Origin of the sequence: Marinobacter algicola DG893, assembly GCF_000170835.1 — a bacterium.
GTDB classification, from domain to species: Bacteria; Pseudomonadota; Gammaproteobacteria; order Pseudomonadales; family Oleiphilaceae; genus Marinobacter; species Marinobacter algicola.
In genome coordinates this window covers 99,661-113,993 of the sequence record NZ_ABCP01000009.1, presented here as the reverse complement: position 1 = coordinate 113,993, position 14,333 = coordinate 99,661, and the positions used below count along the sequence as shown (strand labels likewise).

Annotated in this window: 12 protein-coding genes; 5 read left to right on the top strand and 7 right to left on the bottom strand. The window is 58.7% G+C overall.

The annotated features are described in order from the left end of the window. The gene (astD, locus tag MDG893_RS08900) at window positions 1-1,476 is read left to right on the top strand and encodes a succinylglutamate-semialdehyde dehydrogenase (protein ID WP_040474458.1); all 1,476 of its coding nucleotides are present in this window, start codon (window positions 1-3) and stop codon (window positions 1,474-1,476) included. 13 nt (window positions 1,477-1,489) lie between these two features. Then, window positions 1,490-2,830, top strand: coding sequence for an N-succinylarginine dihydrolase (astB, locus tag MDG893_RS08895; RefSeq protein ID WP_007153430.1), 1,341 nt, complete (start codon window positions 1,490-1,492; stop codon window positions 2,828-2,830). 20 nt (window positions 2,831-2,850) lie between these two features. Here the strand turns inward: astB and MDG893_RS08890 are convergent, their stop codons facing one another. Then, window positions 2,851-3,492, bottom strand: coding sequence for a TetR/AcrR family transcriptional regulator (locus tag MDG893_RS08890; RefSeq protein ID WP_007153429.1), 642 nt, complete (start codon window positions 3,490-3,492; stop codon window positions 2,851-2,853). A gap of 89 nt (window positions 3,493-3,581) precedes the next feature. Here MDG893_RS08890 and MDG893_RS08885 point away from each other — a divergent pair, with 89 nt between their 5' ends. After that, window positions 3,582-4,736 (top strand): efflux RND transporter periplasmic adaptor subunit, encoded by a 1,155-nt coding sequence (locus tag MDG893_RS08885; RefSeq protein ID WP_007153428.1) that lies wholly within the window; start codon window positions 3,582-3,584, stop codon window positions 4,734-4,736. After that, window positions 4,736-7,765, top strand: a complete 3,030-nt coding sequence (locus MDG893_RS08880; RefSeq protein ID WP_007153427.1) for an efflux RND transporter permease subunit — start codon at window positions 4,736-4,738, stop codon at window positions 7,763-7,765. Before MDG893_RS08885 ends, MDG893_RS08880 begins: the two co-directional genes overlap by 1 nt. A gap of 2 nt (window positions 7,766-7,767) precedes the next feature. Here the strand turns inward: MDG893_RS08880 and astE are convergent, their stop codons facing one another. The 6 genes from astE to MDG893_RS08850 all read right to left on the bottom strand — a co-directional run bounded on the left by astE (window position 7,768) and on the right by MDG893_RS08850 (window position 12,881). Next, complete coding sequence (gene astE / locus MDG893_RS08875) at window positions 7,768-8,787, bottom strand: succinylglutamate desuccinylase (protein ID WP_007153426.1); 1,020 nt, start codon at window positions 8,785-8,787, stop codon at window positions 7,768-7,770. Between the two features lie 39 nt (window positions 8,788-8,826). Then, a complete protein-coding gene (locus MDG893_RS08870; protein ID WP_007153425.1) occupies window positions 8,827-9,549 on the bottom strand; it encodes an ABC transporter permease in 723 nt (240 codons plus the stop codon). 3 nt (window positions 9,550-9,552) lie between these two features. Further along, window positions 9,553-10,257, bottom strand: a complete 705-nt coding sequence (locus tag MDG893_RS08865) for an ABC transporter permease (RefSeq protein WP_007153424.1) — start codon at window positions 10,255-10,257, stop codon at window positions 9,553-9,555. Between the two features lie 51 nt (window positions 10,258-10,308). Further along, window positions 10,309-11,061: a transporter substrate-binding domain-containing protein gene (locus MDG893_RS08860; protein ID WP_007153423.1), complete on the bottom strand. Its 753-nt coding sequence runs from the start codon at window positions 11,059-11,061 to the stop codon at window positions 10,309-10,311. Between the two features lie 137 nt (window positions 11,062-11,198). Next, on the bottom strand, window positions 11,199-11,969 hold the full coding sequence (locus MDG893_RS08855) for an ABC transporter ATP-binding protein (RefSeq protein ID WP_007153422.1): 771 nt from the start codon (window positions 11,967-11,969) through the stop codon (window positions 11,199-11,201). A 153-nt stretch (window positions 11,970-12,122) separates the two neighbouring features. Continuing rightward, on the bottom strand, window positions 12,123-12,881 hold the full coding sequence (locus tag MDG893_RS08850; protein ID WP_040474445.1) for an FCD domain-containing protein: 759 nt from the start codon (window positions 12,879-12,881) through the stop codon (window positions 12,123-12,125). 249 nt (window positions 12,882-13,130) lie between these two features. Between MDG893_RS08850 and dctP the strand changes: the two genes are divergently transcribed. Further along, entirely contained in the window at window positions 13,131-14,270 is a 1,140-nt protein-coding gene (gene dctP, locus MDG893_RS08845) for a TRAP transporter substrate-binding protein DctP (RefSeq protein WP_007153420.1), read from the top strand. The last annotated feature ends 63 nt before the right edge of the window (window positions 14,271-14,333 follow it).

Below are 14,333 nucleotides of genomic sequence, written 5' to 3'. Positions count from 1 at the left end.
ATGGCAAACCTGACAGGTCAACTCTTTATTGATGGACTCTGGCTGGAAGGCCATGGCGACTTTTTCGAATCCCTCCAGCCGGTCACCGGAGAGACGGTCTGGGATGGCGTCAGCGCCAGCATCGAAGACGTGGACGCCGCCGTGCGCGAAGCTCGCTCAGCGTTTGTCGGCTGGCGCAAGCGCCCGTTCAGTGAACGCCAGGCCCTGGTGGAAAAATTTGGCACGTTGCTGGAGGAACACAAGGAAGAGCTGGCGCACCAGATCGGTTCGGAAACCGGAAAGCCCCTGTGGGAATCCCGTACCGAAGTGGCCGCGATGATTGGCAAGATCGGAATTTCCGTTGCCGCCTACCACGATCGCACCGGCCACTCCGAATCCGATGTTGCTGGCGGCCATGCTGTATTACGGCATCGTCCCCATGGCGTGGTGGCCGTGTTCGGCCCCTATAATTTTCCCGGGCATCTGCCCAACGGACATATTGTACCGGCGTTGCTGGCGGGCAACACCGTGGTGTTCAAACCCAGTGAACTGACCCCCGGTGTCGCCGAGCTGACTGTGAAGCTGTGGGAAAAGGCCGGCCTTCCTCCTGGAGTGATCAATCTTGTGCAGGGGGCGATGCCGACCGGTAAATCGCTGTCGTCACATCCGGGTGTTGATGGGCTGTTCTTCACCGGCAGTTCCACGGTAGGGCACCTGCTGCACAAGCAGTTTGGTGGCCAACCTGAGAAAATTCTGGCGCTGGAGATGGGCGGCAACAATCCGCTGATTGTGCAGAACGTCCAGGATGTGGATGGCGCCGTGCACCATGCGCTGCAGTCAGCCTTCCTGTCAGCCGGCCAGCGCTGCACCTGTGCCCGGCGCTTGCTGGTGCCCAAGGGCACAAAAGGTGACCAGTTCCTGGAGCGCTTTGCAGAGGTGGTCAGCCGAATCACTGTGGGTGATTTTGACGCCGAACCGCAACCCTTCATGGGGTCGGTGATTTCGGCGCAGGCGGCCGACAAGCTGTTGGCGGCCCAAAACAGCCTGGTGACGCAGGGTGGGCAACTGCTACTGGAGATGCAACGTCTGCGAGAAGGCACGGGCCTGTTGTCACCGGGCATTGTGGATGCAACCGGCCTGGACCTGGTAGATGAGGAATTCTTCGGCCCCTTGTTGACGGTTTACCGCTACAAGAGTTTTGACGAGGCCCTGGAGCTGGCGAACAACACCCGCTATGGACTCTCTGCCGGCATCCTGACCGATGACCACAAGCTCTACGAGCGACTGACGGATGAAGTGCGCGCCGGCATCGTGAACTGGAACCGGCCGTTGACGGGCGCCAGCAGTGCCGCCCCGTTCGGTGGTGTTGGTGCCAGCGGTAACCATCGTCCCAGTGCCTATTACGCCGCCGATTACTGCGCCTGGCCCATGGCCTCGCTGGAGGCGAAGAAGAGCGAAGTGCCGGACAGCCTGGCACCCGGGTTAAATTTCGACTGACGGAAGACGAGTCATGGCCAAGCACGCAGTAGAAGCCAATTTCGATGGCCTGGTAGGGCCTACCCATAACTACGCCGGGCTGTCGTGGGGCAATGTGGCGTCCAAGTCCAACATTCGCTCGGTGTCCAATCCGAAGGAAGCCGCTCTGCAGGGGCTGGCGAAAATGAAGCGCCTGGCGGATCGCGGTTTTGTCCAGGGCGTTTTGCCACCCCACGAACGCCCGCATATTCCGACCCTGCGGGCATTGGGTTTTACCGGTTCGGACCGCGACGTTCTCAGCGCTGCCGCCAAACAGAGCCCGTCTATCCTGGCGGCGGCATCGTCGGCGTCGACCATGTGGACGGCTAACGCCGCCACGGTCTCGCCGAGCGCGGATACCTCCGATCACCGCGTGCATTTTACGCCGGCAAACCTGAGTGCCAAATTCCATCGCTCTATTGAGCACGTGGTCACCGGCCGGGCCCTGAAATCCATCTTCGCGGACGAAGCCTGGTTTGCCCACCACCCGGCGCTGCCGTCGGTTGGCCAGTTTGGTGACGAAGGCGCGGCCAACCACACCCGTTTGTGCGGTGGGTATGGCGAGCCGGGTGTGGAGCTGTTTGTCTATGGCCAGATCGCCTTCAACGAGCAGGCTCCGGCCCCGAAACTGTATCCCGCGCGCCAGACTCTGGAGGCCTCCCAGGCCATCGCCCGCCTGCATGGCCTGAAGGATAGCCATGTGGTGTTCGCCCAGCAGAACCCGGCTGCAATTGATGCCGGGGTGTTCCACAACGACGTTATCGCGGTGGGCAATGGCAATGCTTTGTTCTACCACGAGCTGGCGTTTCTGGATGAAGAAACCGTGCTGGCTGATATCCGCTCACGCCTGACGGGTGCAAAACTGGAAGCCGTGCGTGTCACCAGTGAACAGGTTCCGCTGGAGGACGCTGTGGCCTCCTACCTGTTCAACAGCCAGTTGCTGAATACGCCCGATGGCATGATGCTGGCGGTGCCGGGTGAGTGTCGTGAAATCGAGTCGGTCAGCCGCTACCTGGACGAACTGGTGAGTGACTCGGGGCCGATTACGTCGGTGGAGGTTTTCGACGTCAAACAGTCCATGCGCAACGGCGGCGGCCCGGCGTGTTTGCGTTTGCGGGTGGTGCTGAACGATGACGAGCTCAAGGCCATGCACCACGGCGTATTGCTGACTGATGCCTTGTATGAGCGCCTGACGACCTGGGTCGAGGCGCATTACCGGGAGGAGCTGTCGCAGGAGGATCTGGGCGACCCGATGCTGCTTGACGAAGTCCGTAAGGCATTGGATGAGCTGACCGGTATTCTTGGGCTCGGGTCTATCTACGATTTTCAGCTTTAATCCGGTTCTTGTCCTTTTTCTCAGGACGAAATCGAGGACGTCAGCATCTCCATGGTGTGACGGATCAGTGATTCCGCAGAGACGTTGTCCTCCAGGCCGCTCTCAGCCATTTCGCTCTGGCATAGCATGATTACGCCGTGGAGGGCGCCACGGAGGTAGAGCGCGGTTTCGACCGGATTGTGGATGCGCTCGCGGTTCATGGTGCCGTCTTCCAGTCCCAAGTGTATGGCACCAACCATCAGCTCCATGGTTTCCGCCTTGCAGCCAAACATCTCACCTGCCAGCTCATCATCTGCTTCTGACATCGCCGTGGAGGCTGTTGTCAGTGCGGAGAAGTAATCCGGCTGTTCGCGGTAGAAGTTGTAATAGGCCACTCCCATGGCAGATATCTGAGCCAGCCCGGTATCGGCCGTATGGCGAGCCTCCTCGAAGCGGCGGCACAGGCTGTGGCCGGCACGAAGCATGATGCCGCGCTGGATCGCCGCCTTATCCTTGAAGTACACATACAACAATGCACGGCTGAGCGCGGCCGTGCGGGCGATGTCGTCCATGGATGTGCGCTCGTAGCCCTTCTCCGAAAACACCAGTTCCGCTGCATCCAGAATGCTGTCGTACCTGGCCTGCTTCTCTTTCTCTCTACGGGTTTTTAACGGCTCACTCATAGGGGATTCCGGGTAATGGAGACTGCAATCTCATAATACATGGTTAGCGATGAAAACCGATTATTGACAAATTGTCAAAGAATGACATTATGTCTGATAATGAATTTTTGTCCACCGGATGGATGATGAAAAAACACCATGACCATGGAAGAGAGGACTTCTCAATGAACATCGCCCGGCGCTCCGCCATTGTTTCCCTTCTGGCCGCTGCAAGCCTGCTTGTTGTCGGCTGTAAATCCAGTGAACCTGCCCCGGAACAGGGCGCTACCCCGGTGACGGTGCGTGCTGCCGAGGTGACAGGCGGTCAGACGGAAGGTGTGTCGCTGCGCTTTTCCGGTATCGTTCGGGCGGCCCAGCGGGCAACGCTGACCTTCCAGGTGAGTGGTACCCTTCGAGAGCGCGCGGTTGAACTGGGGCAGACCGTCAAGACCGGTGATCTGCTGGCGCGGGTGTACAACCCTGCACTGGAACCGGCGCGAGATTCTGCCGCCGCCCGGCTGGACGAGCTTAGAACCCAATACGACCAGGCCAAGCGGGAATGGGAACGTTCCCGCCAGTTGCACGAGCGCGGCGTGGTGTCTGAGCAGGGGCTGGAGCAACTGGCCTCCCGGCGGGATAGCCTGAAAGCCAGTATGGCAACGGCCGAGGCATCGCTTGCCGAGGCCACGCGCCTGTTGCGGGAAAGCGAATTGAGGGCGCCATTCGATGGCCGCGTCGAGGCGCTTCTGGTGGAGCGCGACGAGTTTGTGGCATCCGGCCAGCCGGTAATGCGCCTGTCGTCCCCGGAGGGGCGAGAGGTGGAAGTGCGGGTACCGGCGTACATGCTCAACCATGTGTCGCTGTCGCAACTGCTGCCGGTTTGGTCAGTGCAGGATCGTAATCGTGCGTCGGTTACCGGCTCCATTGTGGAAATTGCCCAGCCCGGTGGTGTCCGCGGTGAGCTCCATCCGGTGCTGGTCAGCCTGCCGGCAGATACTCTGGAGCCGGGAGAGCCGGTTGAGGTGGGTATTACACCCCGTGAAACCGTAGCTACGACGGTGCCTCTGTTGTCGGTGATGAAATCCAATGGTGGCGCCAGCGTGTTCCGCATTTCCGATGGCGTTGCCCGCCGGGTGCCGGTGACAGTGCAGCGGATTATCGGTGAGCGTGTGGTGGTGGATGCCACCGATCTTAGCGCTGGTGATCAGGTGGTCTTTGCCGGCATGACCCGTATTTCCGACGGTGATGCCGTGGAGGTGCGCTGATGTCACTGCGCCTGCTGAACTTCCAACGTTTGCTGGGCATGGTGGTAACCATGCTGTGCCTCCTGGGGGTTGCGGCCTACAGCACCATGCCGCGCCAGGAAGACCCTTCATTTCCCTATCGCGCCGGTCTGATTACCGTCAATTACCCCGGCGCCAGCGCCGACGCCGTTGAGCGGCTGGTGCTGCAACCATTGTCGGATGAGTTGCGCCAGGTGGAGGAAGTGGATTTCACCCAGGCCACTGCCCGTACCGGCGTGGCGATTTTCAACGTGCGCCTGAACGACACCATCTACGATACCGACTCCGCCTGGGATCGCGTCCGCCAGGCCATGGACCGGGCGCGCCTGGATTTTCCCGATGACGTCGGCCAGATGGTGCTCGACGATCGCCTGATTGATATCCCTGCCATTATTCTGGCTGTCAGCGGCTCTGGTTCGGTTACCGAACTGAGCGATGTGGCAGAGCGCCTGAAACAGAATCTGGCGGATATTTCCGGTGTGTCGCGTATTGAGCTGGACGGTGACGCAGACGAGCAGATCACCCTGGCGCTTGACGATGCCGCCATGTACCGGCTGGGGATTTCTCCCGCACGGGTTCTGGACACGTTGGCGCGCCGCAACCAAACCACACCGGGCGGTTTTGTGATCGCCGACGGCCGCCGCCTGTCAGTGTTGCCTAACAGCGAATTCACCAGTGTAGATGCCATTCGCGCGACGCCTATTGAACTGCCGGACGGCTCTCAGGTGCCGCTGGCTGCTGCCGCCGAAGTCTGGCGTGGCCCGGCGGAACCGCGGCAGCCGGAAGCCTGGTACGACGGCGAACGGGTGGTACTGGTTTCCATGATCATGGAGGAGGGTAGTACTGACGCCATTCGGTTTGGTGAGCGTGTGCGGGAGCGGTTATCGACGATCCGTGAGGAGTTCGCTCCCTATGAAATCCGCGAGATGTTCTTTCAACCCGATAAGGTGGAAGAGCGGCTGGACAACCTCGCCTGGAGCCTGGTGATGTCCGTCATCATTATTGTCGCCGTGGTGTTCACCGGTATGGGCATCCGCATGGGGCTTTTGGTGGCGTCGATCCTGCCGATGGTGGCGCTAATCAGTATCGGCCTTTATGACCTGGGGGGAGGCGTACTCCACCAGATTGCGGTCATCGGCATGGTGATTTCCCTCGGTATCCTGATCGACAATGCCATTGTGATTGTCGAGAGCATTCAGGGATACCTGGATGACGGCATGCGAAGGCTGGATGCCCTTAAGCATTCCGTAAAGGAACTGGCGGGGCCGCTGGGAGCCTCCACGGGTACGACCATTGCGGCGTTCATGCCGTTGTTGTTGTCCAAGGGTGGGACGGCGGATTTCACCCGTGGTGTGCCAGTCATGATCATGCTCACCCTCTCTGTCAGTTACCTGCTGGCGGTGTCTGCCGTGCCGTTACTGGCGGCCCGTTTCCTGAGACCTCGCAAGACAGACGCGCGGGAAGATAAGCTGGTTGGGCTGTCCCGTTTTCTCGGCGATCTGGTGGCCAGGCGCCCGAGAACCTTGATCCTCGCAGGTACAGCCCTGGTGGTGTTCAGCCTGTCGTTGACGCCATTCATGAAGCAGCAGTTTTTCCCTAACGCGGATCGTCCCCAGGTGGTGGTTGAGCTGTACATGCCCGAAGGTACGGACCAGGAGCGCACGTCCAGTGTGGCGGCCGATCTTGAGCGCGCCATCCGCGGCCGACCGGAGGCTCTGGAAGTGCACCGGTTTGTTGGCTTTACCGGCCCCAGTTTCTATTACAACCTGCAGCGCGAGCCCCAGGCGCCAAACCGCGGGCGGATCGTGGTATCGACACCCACCCTGGAAGACACCACCGGACTGGTGCAGTGGATACGCGACTACGCCGGGCGCGAAATGCCGGAGTTGCAGCTAACGGCAGGAATCTTGGGGCAGGGGCCGCCACGGGCAGCGCCGGTGGAAGTGCGGGTCTATCACGCCAACGACGACACCCGCGCCCGTGCCGTGGAACAGGTGTTCTCGGCGCTACGCGGCGTTGAGGGTACGGTGGATGTACGCCACAACCTGGATATCGGCGTACCGAGCATCGCCATCAATGTGGATGATGCCAGCGCGGCCCGCTATGGCCTGAACCGCTCCGATGTTGCCCAGAGTCTCTATGGTCAAAGTTTTGGGGTGGTGGCTGAACAGTATCGCCAGGAGGAAGACCCGATTCCCCTGGTGTTGCGCTCCCGGGAAGGCACCAGCCTGTCATTGCCACGGTTGTTGTCGGTGAATATCTACAACGATCGGGGCGACGCCGTGCCTCTTTCCGCTATTGCCTCGGTGGAAACGTCCTGGCAATCGGCGGCCCTGTTCCAGCGCAATGGCACCCGGATGAACACGGTCTGGTCCAACCTGATGGCAGGTTACAGCTTCAGTCAGGCCCTGGAGGGGCTGGAAGCAAGGCTTGCAGAAAACCCCTTGCCCCCGGGTACCCGGCTGGACATGGGCGGTGACGCCGAGGGCTCCGGCGATGCCAACAACGCCTTGCTGACCACAGCGCCCATTGGTGTGTTGCTGTTGTTGTTCTTTCTGTTGATTCAGTTCAATTCCTTCCGGCGTGTCGGAATCATCCTGCTGACAGTGCCGCTGGCCACCGTGGGTATCTTCCCGGGGTTGGTGTTCTCCGGCTCACCGTTCGGCTTTCAGTCGCTTCTGGGCGTCATCGCCCTGGTGGGGATTGTGGTGAACAATGCGATCGTGTTGCTGGATGTGATGGACCGTCAGCTGGAGAAAGGCGATAACATCCGCGACGCCGTTCGCAAGGCGGTGGAGCAGCGCACCAGGCCCATCCTTCTGACCACCGCGACCACGGTCGCCGGGTTGTTGCCGTTGGCGTTCTCCAGCTCCACCCTGTGGCCGCCAATGGCCTGGGCCATTATTTCCGGCCTGCTGGCGTCTACAGTACTGACGTTGCTGGTGGTACCGTCAGTCTGTACTCACGTGATCAGCTGCAAGGTGGCAGAGCCAGAGAACGCTCCGGCCTGACGCTAGCGGGTGGGCCTGATCATCAGGCCTACCCGCTGGCCAACGGGTACGTCGCGGTTCGGGAACACAATGCCTTCGGGTGTGTCGCCTACGGTGTAGCGGGTGTTGCTGTCTTCCCAGATGACTGTGCCCGGGTCGTACATGGTGAAGTTGGCGACGTCGTCTGGCACGTGGAATTGGAAGCCGTCGCCGGTGTTCAGGATTTCGTGCACGACTTCAAACACCGTTATCAGTGCTGCTCCCTTGTCCCTTTTTGGCGGCTCCTCGCCTTTCAGTCGTCGCCGCAGGGCATTGGCAATGCCCGTGAAGCGGCTGAGGTCGTTCTGCCCGAAAGGCCGAACCTTGCCAAGTTCCACAGTGAAGCTCTCGGCGCCCAGTTCGGACGAGGAAAACGAGGCAAAGGTGGTGCCTTCGCGGTGCTGCAATAGCAGGGTTTCCACCTCTGCTTCCAGCAGGAAATCAACCTGTCCATCCGGAACGTCCCGTCCCTCCACAAACGGATAGAGTGCGAACTTCTCCCGCAATGACGGGCGAATGGCGGTGTGCAGATCGTAGTGGCACACATTGGCTGAGTGCTTGGTGGCGAAAGCCCTGCAGGCGTCCTCCAGCAGCCGGGCTCGTTCCGCTTCGGGAAAATTCTGGTATTCCGGTTTACGATGGGCGCCACCGAACAGGCGGTTGAGGTTCACGTCAATAAAGCGCCGGCCAGCATCCATCGCCTTTGGATTGCCGAGAATCAACAGTGCCGGGCAGGCCAGTTGCCATTGGCCGTCGATCAGCTCATTGAGCAGATGATTCAGCACCTCGATGGGTGCGGTTTCATTGCCATGGATGCCCGCGGAAACAATCAGCGATTCGTTATTGGGGTTGGTACGACCAGCAGGGGGTTCCAGGTAGAGTAGCCCTGAGTCCTGCAGCTGCAACCCGGTGCCGTCGTCCAGAACAACTATCTTTTCGGACGTTGCGTGCTCAGTTCGTGCGAGCGTATGAGAAAGCCAATCAAGGCCAGGGCCGAAAATCATTTCACCTGCACTCCGGACTTCCTTGCACCATGGGATTTATCAGCTATTCACGGGCCGTTGATGCTGCAGCAGATAGTTTTCCAGCTTGCGGAAGGCAAACACCAACATGAATGTCAAAGCCATGTAGAGCAGCGCCACAAAGATAAACGCATCAAAGGGAGCATAGAATCGGGAATAAATGTTCCGCGCCGCGCCGGTCAGGTCCACCAGGGTCACCACGCTGGCAATGGCACTGGCGTGAAGCATGAATATAACTTCATTGGAATACGCCTGCACGCCCCGCCTCGCCGCGCTCGGCAGGATAATCCGGCGCATCCGCAGTGCCCAGCTCATGCCATAGGCCTTTGCCGCCTCAATCTCCCCACTGGGTGTGGCCACAATGGCCCCCCGGATGATCTCCGTGGTGTAGGCCGCGGTGTTCAGGGTGAAGGCTAGCAGGGCCGGGTAGAAGGCCTCGCGGAAGATGTCCCACCAGAAGGTTTGCTGGATGCCCTCTATCTGGGCCAGGCCGTAGTAAATGATGTACAGCTGGATCAACAAGGGTGTGCCCCGGAAAATATAGGTATAGAACCAGACAGGGCCGTTGATCAGTGGGTTCTTGGACGTGCGCATGATCGCCAGGGGAACGGCAACCAGCAGGCCCAGGATCAGTGACAGAAACACCAGTTGAACGGTGGTGACCAGCCCGCCCCAGTATTCCATGATCGTGGGGCCAGTGAAGATATCGTTCTGATTCAGTAGTTCAGCAAGAAATTCAGGCATGGTTCAGCTCCCCTGTACCACGCCAATATTGGCGCGCTTGTTGAGCCACTTGATAAACAGCTCGGAACCGGCTGTCAGGCTGAGGTAGACAAACGCCACCGGAATAAAGAAATGGAACGGCATGCGTTCGGCCTTGGCGGCTTCTTCAGCGACGCGCACCATATCGGTCAAGCCGATGATGGAAACCAGTGCGGTGGTCTTGAGCAGTACTTGCCAGTTATTGCCAATGCCGGGCAGGGCATGGCGCAGCATCTGCGGCAAAATGATCCGGTGAAAGGTGCGCCAGCGGCTGAAGCCATAGGCGCGGGCGGCTTCAATCTGGCCGCTTTCCACGGCAAGAAAGGCACCACGGAAAGTCTCCGCCATATAGGCGCCGAAGATCAGACCAATGGTGATGACGCCCGAGATAAAGGGGTCAAACTGAAAGAAGAAGTCTATGTCGTAGGCGTCGTAGAGGTAATCCGACAGGTTATTAACCGCGACCTGGCCGCCGTAATAAAATAGCAGCATCATGACCAGATCCGGTACGCCACGGATCAGGGTGGTATAGGTGGTCGCAATCCCAATAGCTACCCGGCTTTTGGACAGCTTGGCGGAGGCGCCAATCAGCCCCAGAACCAGCGCGAGAGCAAGGGAAAAGAAGGCCAGTTCGATAGTGACCACAGCCCCATCCAGCAGGGCCGGGCCGTAGCCTTTCAAGTCAATCATGGGTACATCCGGTAAGCGGGGGCAGCAACAAACGCTGCCCCCGGGCCAGTTTTACATCTTGATGTCGTAAGCGAAGTACTTATCCATGATGGTGTTGTAGGTACCATCTTCCTTCAGGGTGGCAAGCGCCTCGTTCACTTCCTGCGCCAGCTCCTCGTCACGCTTGCGCATGGCAACGCCCACGCCCTGGCCGAGCTTGACCGGTTCGCCCACTTCCTTGAAGCCGTCCTTGCTTAGCACGGTCTGCTCGCCAACCGGGTAGTCTACAAAGACCACGTCCAGGCGCTGGCCTTCCAGATCAAGGACCATATCGTCAGCGGTGGTGTAGCGCTTGATGGTCACAACACCCCCCATTTCTTCGGTCACAAAGGTGTCCATGGTGGTGCCACGCTGTACGCCAACGGTCATTCCTTCCATGGCTGCCATGTCAGTGACGTCGGTGTTGAAGCTCTCGGGGCCGAACCAGCCACCCGGAGTGTTGTAGTACGGCTCGGAGAACAGTACACGCTCAGCACGCTCGGGCGTAATGGACATGGAGGACATGATCAGGTCGAACTTGCGCGCCAGCAGGCCCGGAATCATGCCGTCCCATGCCTGGATGACGAATTCGCAGTTGGCGTTCATCTCTTCACACATGGCTTCGGCCAGTTCAACTTCGAAACCGGTCAGCTCGCCGTTTTCATCCTTGTATTCGAACGGCTCGTAGGGCACGTCGAAGGCGATGCGAAGGTTTCGTTCCTGGGCGTGGGCAACGCCGGCCATCATGGTCAGGGCGACGCTTGCTGCAACAATCAGTTTTCTCATGAGTCACTTCTCCAGTAGTCAGCCTTGTGGGCATTATTATCGGCAATGATTTGCCTTATTTTGCTGGTTTTGGCGTTTTCTTCCGGGGCGGATATATGCCCCGATAAGGAAACATGGTTTCAAGATAGCACTGCACGTCAGAACTTGGGAGCCAGAAACTGCTTCATTCGTTCTGAGTCCGGATTGTCGAAGACCTTGTCCGGTGTGCCTTGCTCCTCGATCACGCCCTGATGCAAAAACAGGACCTGGGATGACACATCCCGCGCAAACGACATCTCGTGGGTCACCACGATCATGGTTCTGCCTTCTTCCGCGAGGTTCTGCATAACCTTCAACACTTCACCGACGAGCTCGGGATCAAGAGCGGAGGTGGGTTCGTCGAACAGCATCACTTCCGGCTCCATGGCCAGGGCACGGGCAATGGCTGCCCGCTGCTGCTGCCCGCCCGACATCTGGGCCGGGTAGTAGTCCTTGCGCTCGTAGATGCCGACTTTCTCAAGGTAGGCTTCGGCCCTTTCAATGGCTTCTTTCCTGGGCACCTTGAGCACGTGAATGGGAGCTTCAATGATGTTTTCCAGAACGGTCATGTGAGACCAGAGATTGAAGCTTTGAAAGACCATGGAAAGCCGGGCGCGAATCAGTTCTACCTGCTTGTTGTCCGCCGGAATGCGCTCGCCTTTACGGTTGGTGGTGAACCGAATCGGGTCGCCGTGCACGATAATGTCGCCGGAGGTGGGCGTTTCGAGCATGTTGATGCAGCGCAGAAATGTGCTTTTACCGGAGCCGGAGCTGCCGATCAGGGAAACGACATCCCCCTTCTTTGTTTCCAGTGAAATGCCCTTGAGGACTTCCAGTTGATCAAAGGTTTTATGGATGTCCTTGCAGATCAGAGGCGCTGAATCCGCCATAGGTGGCTCCCGAGGCTATATAACAAAGGCGCAAGTTTTACGGGCTGTGGATGCGGAAATCAATCCCCCTAAAGCGGGGTTTTGCCGTTTTTCACCATGCATGCCGCGTATTAATTGTGGATTATTGAACGTTTGATGCAAGCTTTTTGCCGTTTATACCCGTTGCGGTGGTTTTTCCGATGTTGCCGATGCGTGCAGGGAGACGCGGATAATGGCCGTTCCCTGTTGCTCGATCGTACGCATGGCATCACTGACAAAGCGCACATGGGTCATGGCGATACGCTTTGCTGCCTCGGGCTTTCCCGCCATCACCGCCTGATAGATTCGCTTGTGCTGTCGGGAGATCTTGTTGCGCATTTCCTCACGCGGGTTCAGGTTGGCCACGGAGGCTTCCACCGTCAACAACATGAGGTTTTTTAACCCATTCAGAACATGCACCAGTACCGGGTTGTGGGACGCTTCCACGATGGCCTGATGGAAACTGTGGTCTGGCCGGGCGTTGCTGAGTGGGTCGGTCTGTTCGAGTGCGGAATAGGCTTTGGTGATGCGATGGAGATCCAGTGCGGTGGCTCGTTGTGCCGCCAGGTAGGCGGCCTGGCCTTCCAGCTGTTCCCGTACTTCGAGCAGGTCATACAGGGTTCGCGGGTGGCCGGTAAACATCTGCAACAACGGGCTGTCCTCACCGTCCTCCTCGCTGCCGGGCACGATTCGGGCCACAAACGATCCCTTGCCATGCCGGGTCTCGATCACGCCCCGCCCCTGCAACTCGTGCAGGGCTTCGCGGATGATGGCGCGTGACACGCCCAGCCGGGTAGCCAGTTGCCGTTCCGACGGCATTTTCTGTTCCGGCGCCAGTCCGCCGTCGAGAATGAGCCGTTCGAGTCGATAGGAAATTTCCTGTGCGATTGCCATGATGTTTCCTGCCAGGAGCCACTGGTCGGACCAGTTGTTTTTATCGTGCCTTGAATTAAAGAATCCCTTTCGGGACCAGTAAATATGGCTCATTACAGCGTTTTCGTCTATCGGACATTTACAAAACTGGTCTGACCAGTTGGCAATCTTCTGGACTAAAACCGGCAGGACTACGAATATCGATTTAATACCAGCGGTTGCTGGTGTTGACCTGACCCCGATAAAAACAATGTCAACGGAGATGTGTCGATGAATACCAACAAGAACAGCGAGCAGTTAAGCGCTCCGGATACGCAGGCTGGAAACGTTGCCCCACGGCGAGGTTTCCTGAAGTCAGTCGCCCTTGCCGCTGCCTTCTGCGGTGTCGCGCTTGCGGGTGCCGGCCAGGCCCAGGCGGCCACCACCTGGAAAATTCAGTCAGTATGGGATGCCGGCACCGTAGGCTATGACCTGTTCGAGGAATGGGCTAATAGCATGGAGGAGAAATCCGGCGGCGAGCTGATCATCAAGCCCTACCCGGCCAAGTCGGTTGCCGCGGATAACAACGCCCTTTTCGAGGCGGTGCGCAATGGCGTTCTGCAGGGCATGAATCCCTTCACCCTATATTGGTCCGGAAAGATTCCGGCCTCCGTTTTCCTGTCGTCCTACCCAGCCGGTCCTGATCAGCCTCACCAGTGGGACATCATGTTCTATTCCATGGGCATGCTGGAAAAGACCCGCGAGATCTACGAGAAGTTCGGTCTGTTTTACGTGGGGCCGATTCAACACGACGCCAACATCATTCACTCGAAAAAGCCGGTTAACAGCCTGGCGGACATGGAAGGCATGAAAATGCGTGTGCCTGGCGGCATGGTCGCCGAGGTATTCCAGCAGTTTGGTGTGTCTACAGTGAGCCTGCCCGGTTCGGATATTTTCCCCGCTCTGGAGAAGGGCACTATTGATGCCGCTGATTACGTCGGCCCTGCCGTGAACTACGAGCTGGGTTTCTCCCAGGTGACCGACTACATCATGTTCGGGCCTCCTGGCGTTATGTCCATCTACCAGCCGGTGGATCTGATGGACCTGACCGTCAACCTGCGTGCCTGGAATGCGTTGGATCCGGAGCTTCAGCAGTTGGTTGAGGACGAGGTTCGCATCTACTCCCAGAAGCACTACCTGACTATTCAAAAGCGCAATATTGAAGCGATGAAGAAGTTCAAGGCAGATGGTTCGAAGGTGACTCGTCTGAGCCAGGAAGACCTGGGGGAATTCCGGAAGGCTGCCATCCCGATCTGGTTCAACTGGGCCGGCAAGAACGAGGATGCCAGGGCGATTCTGGATATCCAGCTTGAATACATGATGAACGAGACTGTTGGCTACCTCAACGAGGAAGACATCAAAGGCATGTAAGCCTGCATAACCATAACAAACCGATCACGGGGAAGGCAGGGAGTGCGCCGATGGCACGCTCGC

Excerpts from the sequence above, each read along its gene's own strand:
- dctP (WP_007153420.1), top strand. The coding sequence starts at position 13,131 with ATGAATACCAACAAGAACAGCGAGCAGTTAAGCGCTCCGGATACGCAG.
- MDG893_RS08865 (WP_007153424.1), bottom strand. The coding sequence starts at position 10,257 with ATGATTGACTTGAAAGGCTACGGCCCGGCCCTGCTGGATGGGGCTGTG.
- MDG893_RS08885 (WP_007153428.1), top strand. The coding sequence starts at position 3,582 with ATGTCTGATAATGAATTTTTGTCCACCGGATGGATGATGAAAAAACAC.
- astD (WP_040474458.1), top strand. The coding sequence starts at position 1 with ATGGCAAACCTGACAGGTCAACTCTTTATTGATGGACTCTGGCTGGAA.
- MDG893_RS08860 (WP_007153423.1), bottom strand. The coding sequence starts at position 11,061 with ATGAGAAAACTGATTGTTGCAGCAAGCGTCGCCCTGACCATGATGGCC.
- MDG893_RS08850 (WP_040474445.1), bottom strand. The coding sequence starts at position 12,881 with ATGGCAATCGCACAGGAAATTTCCTATCGACTCGAACGGCTCATTCTC.
- MDG893_RS08880 (WP_007153427.1), top strand. The coding sequence starts at position 4,736 with ATGTCACTGCGCCTGCTGAACTTCCAACGTTTGCTGGGCATGGTGGTA.
- MDG893_RS08855 (WP_007153422.1), bottom strand. The coding sequence starts at position 11,969 with ATGGCGGATTCAGCGCCTCTGATCTGCAAGGACATCCATAAAACCTTT.
- MDG893_RS08890 (WP_007153429.1), bottom strand. The coding sequence starts at position 3,492 with ATGAGTGAGCCGTTAAAAACCCGTAGAGAGAAAGAGAAGCAGGCCAGG.
- astE (WP_007153426.1), bottom strand. The coding sequence starts at position 8,787 with ATGATTTTCGGCCCTGGCCTTGATTGGCTTTCTCATACGCTCGCACGA.
- astB (WP_007153430.1), top strand. The coding sequence starts at position 1,490 with ATGGCCAAGCACGCAGTAGAAGCCAATTTCGATGGCCTGGTAGGGCCT.
- MDG893_RS08870 (WP_007153425.1), bottom strand. The coding sequence starts at position 9,549 with ATGCCTGAATTTCTTGCTGAACTACTGAATCAGAACGATATCTTCACT.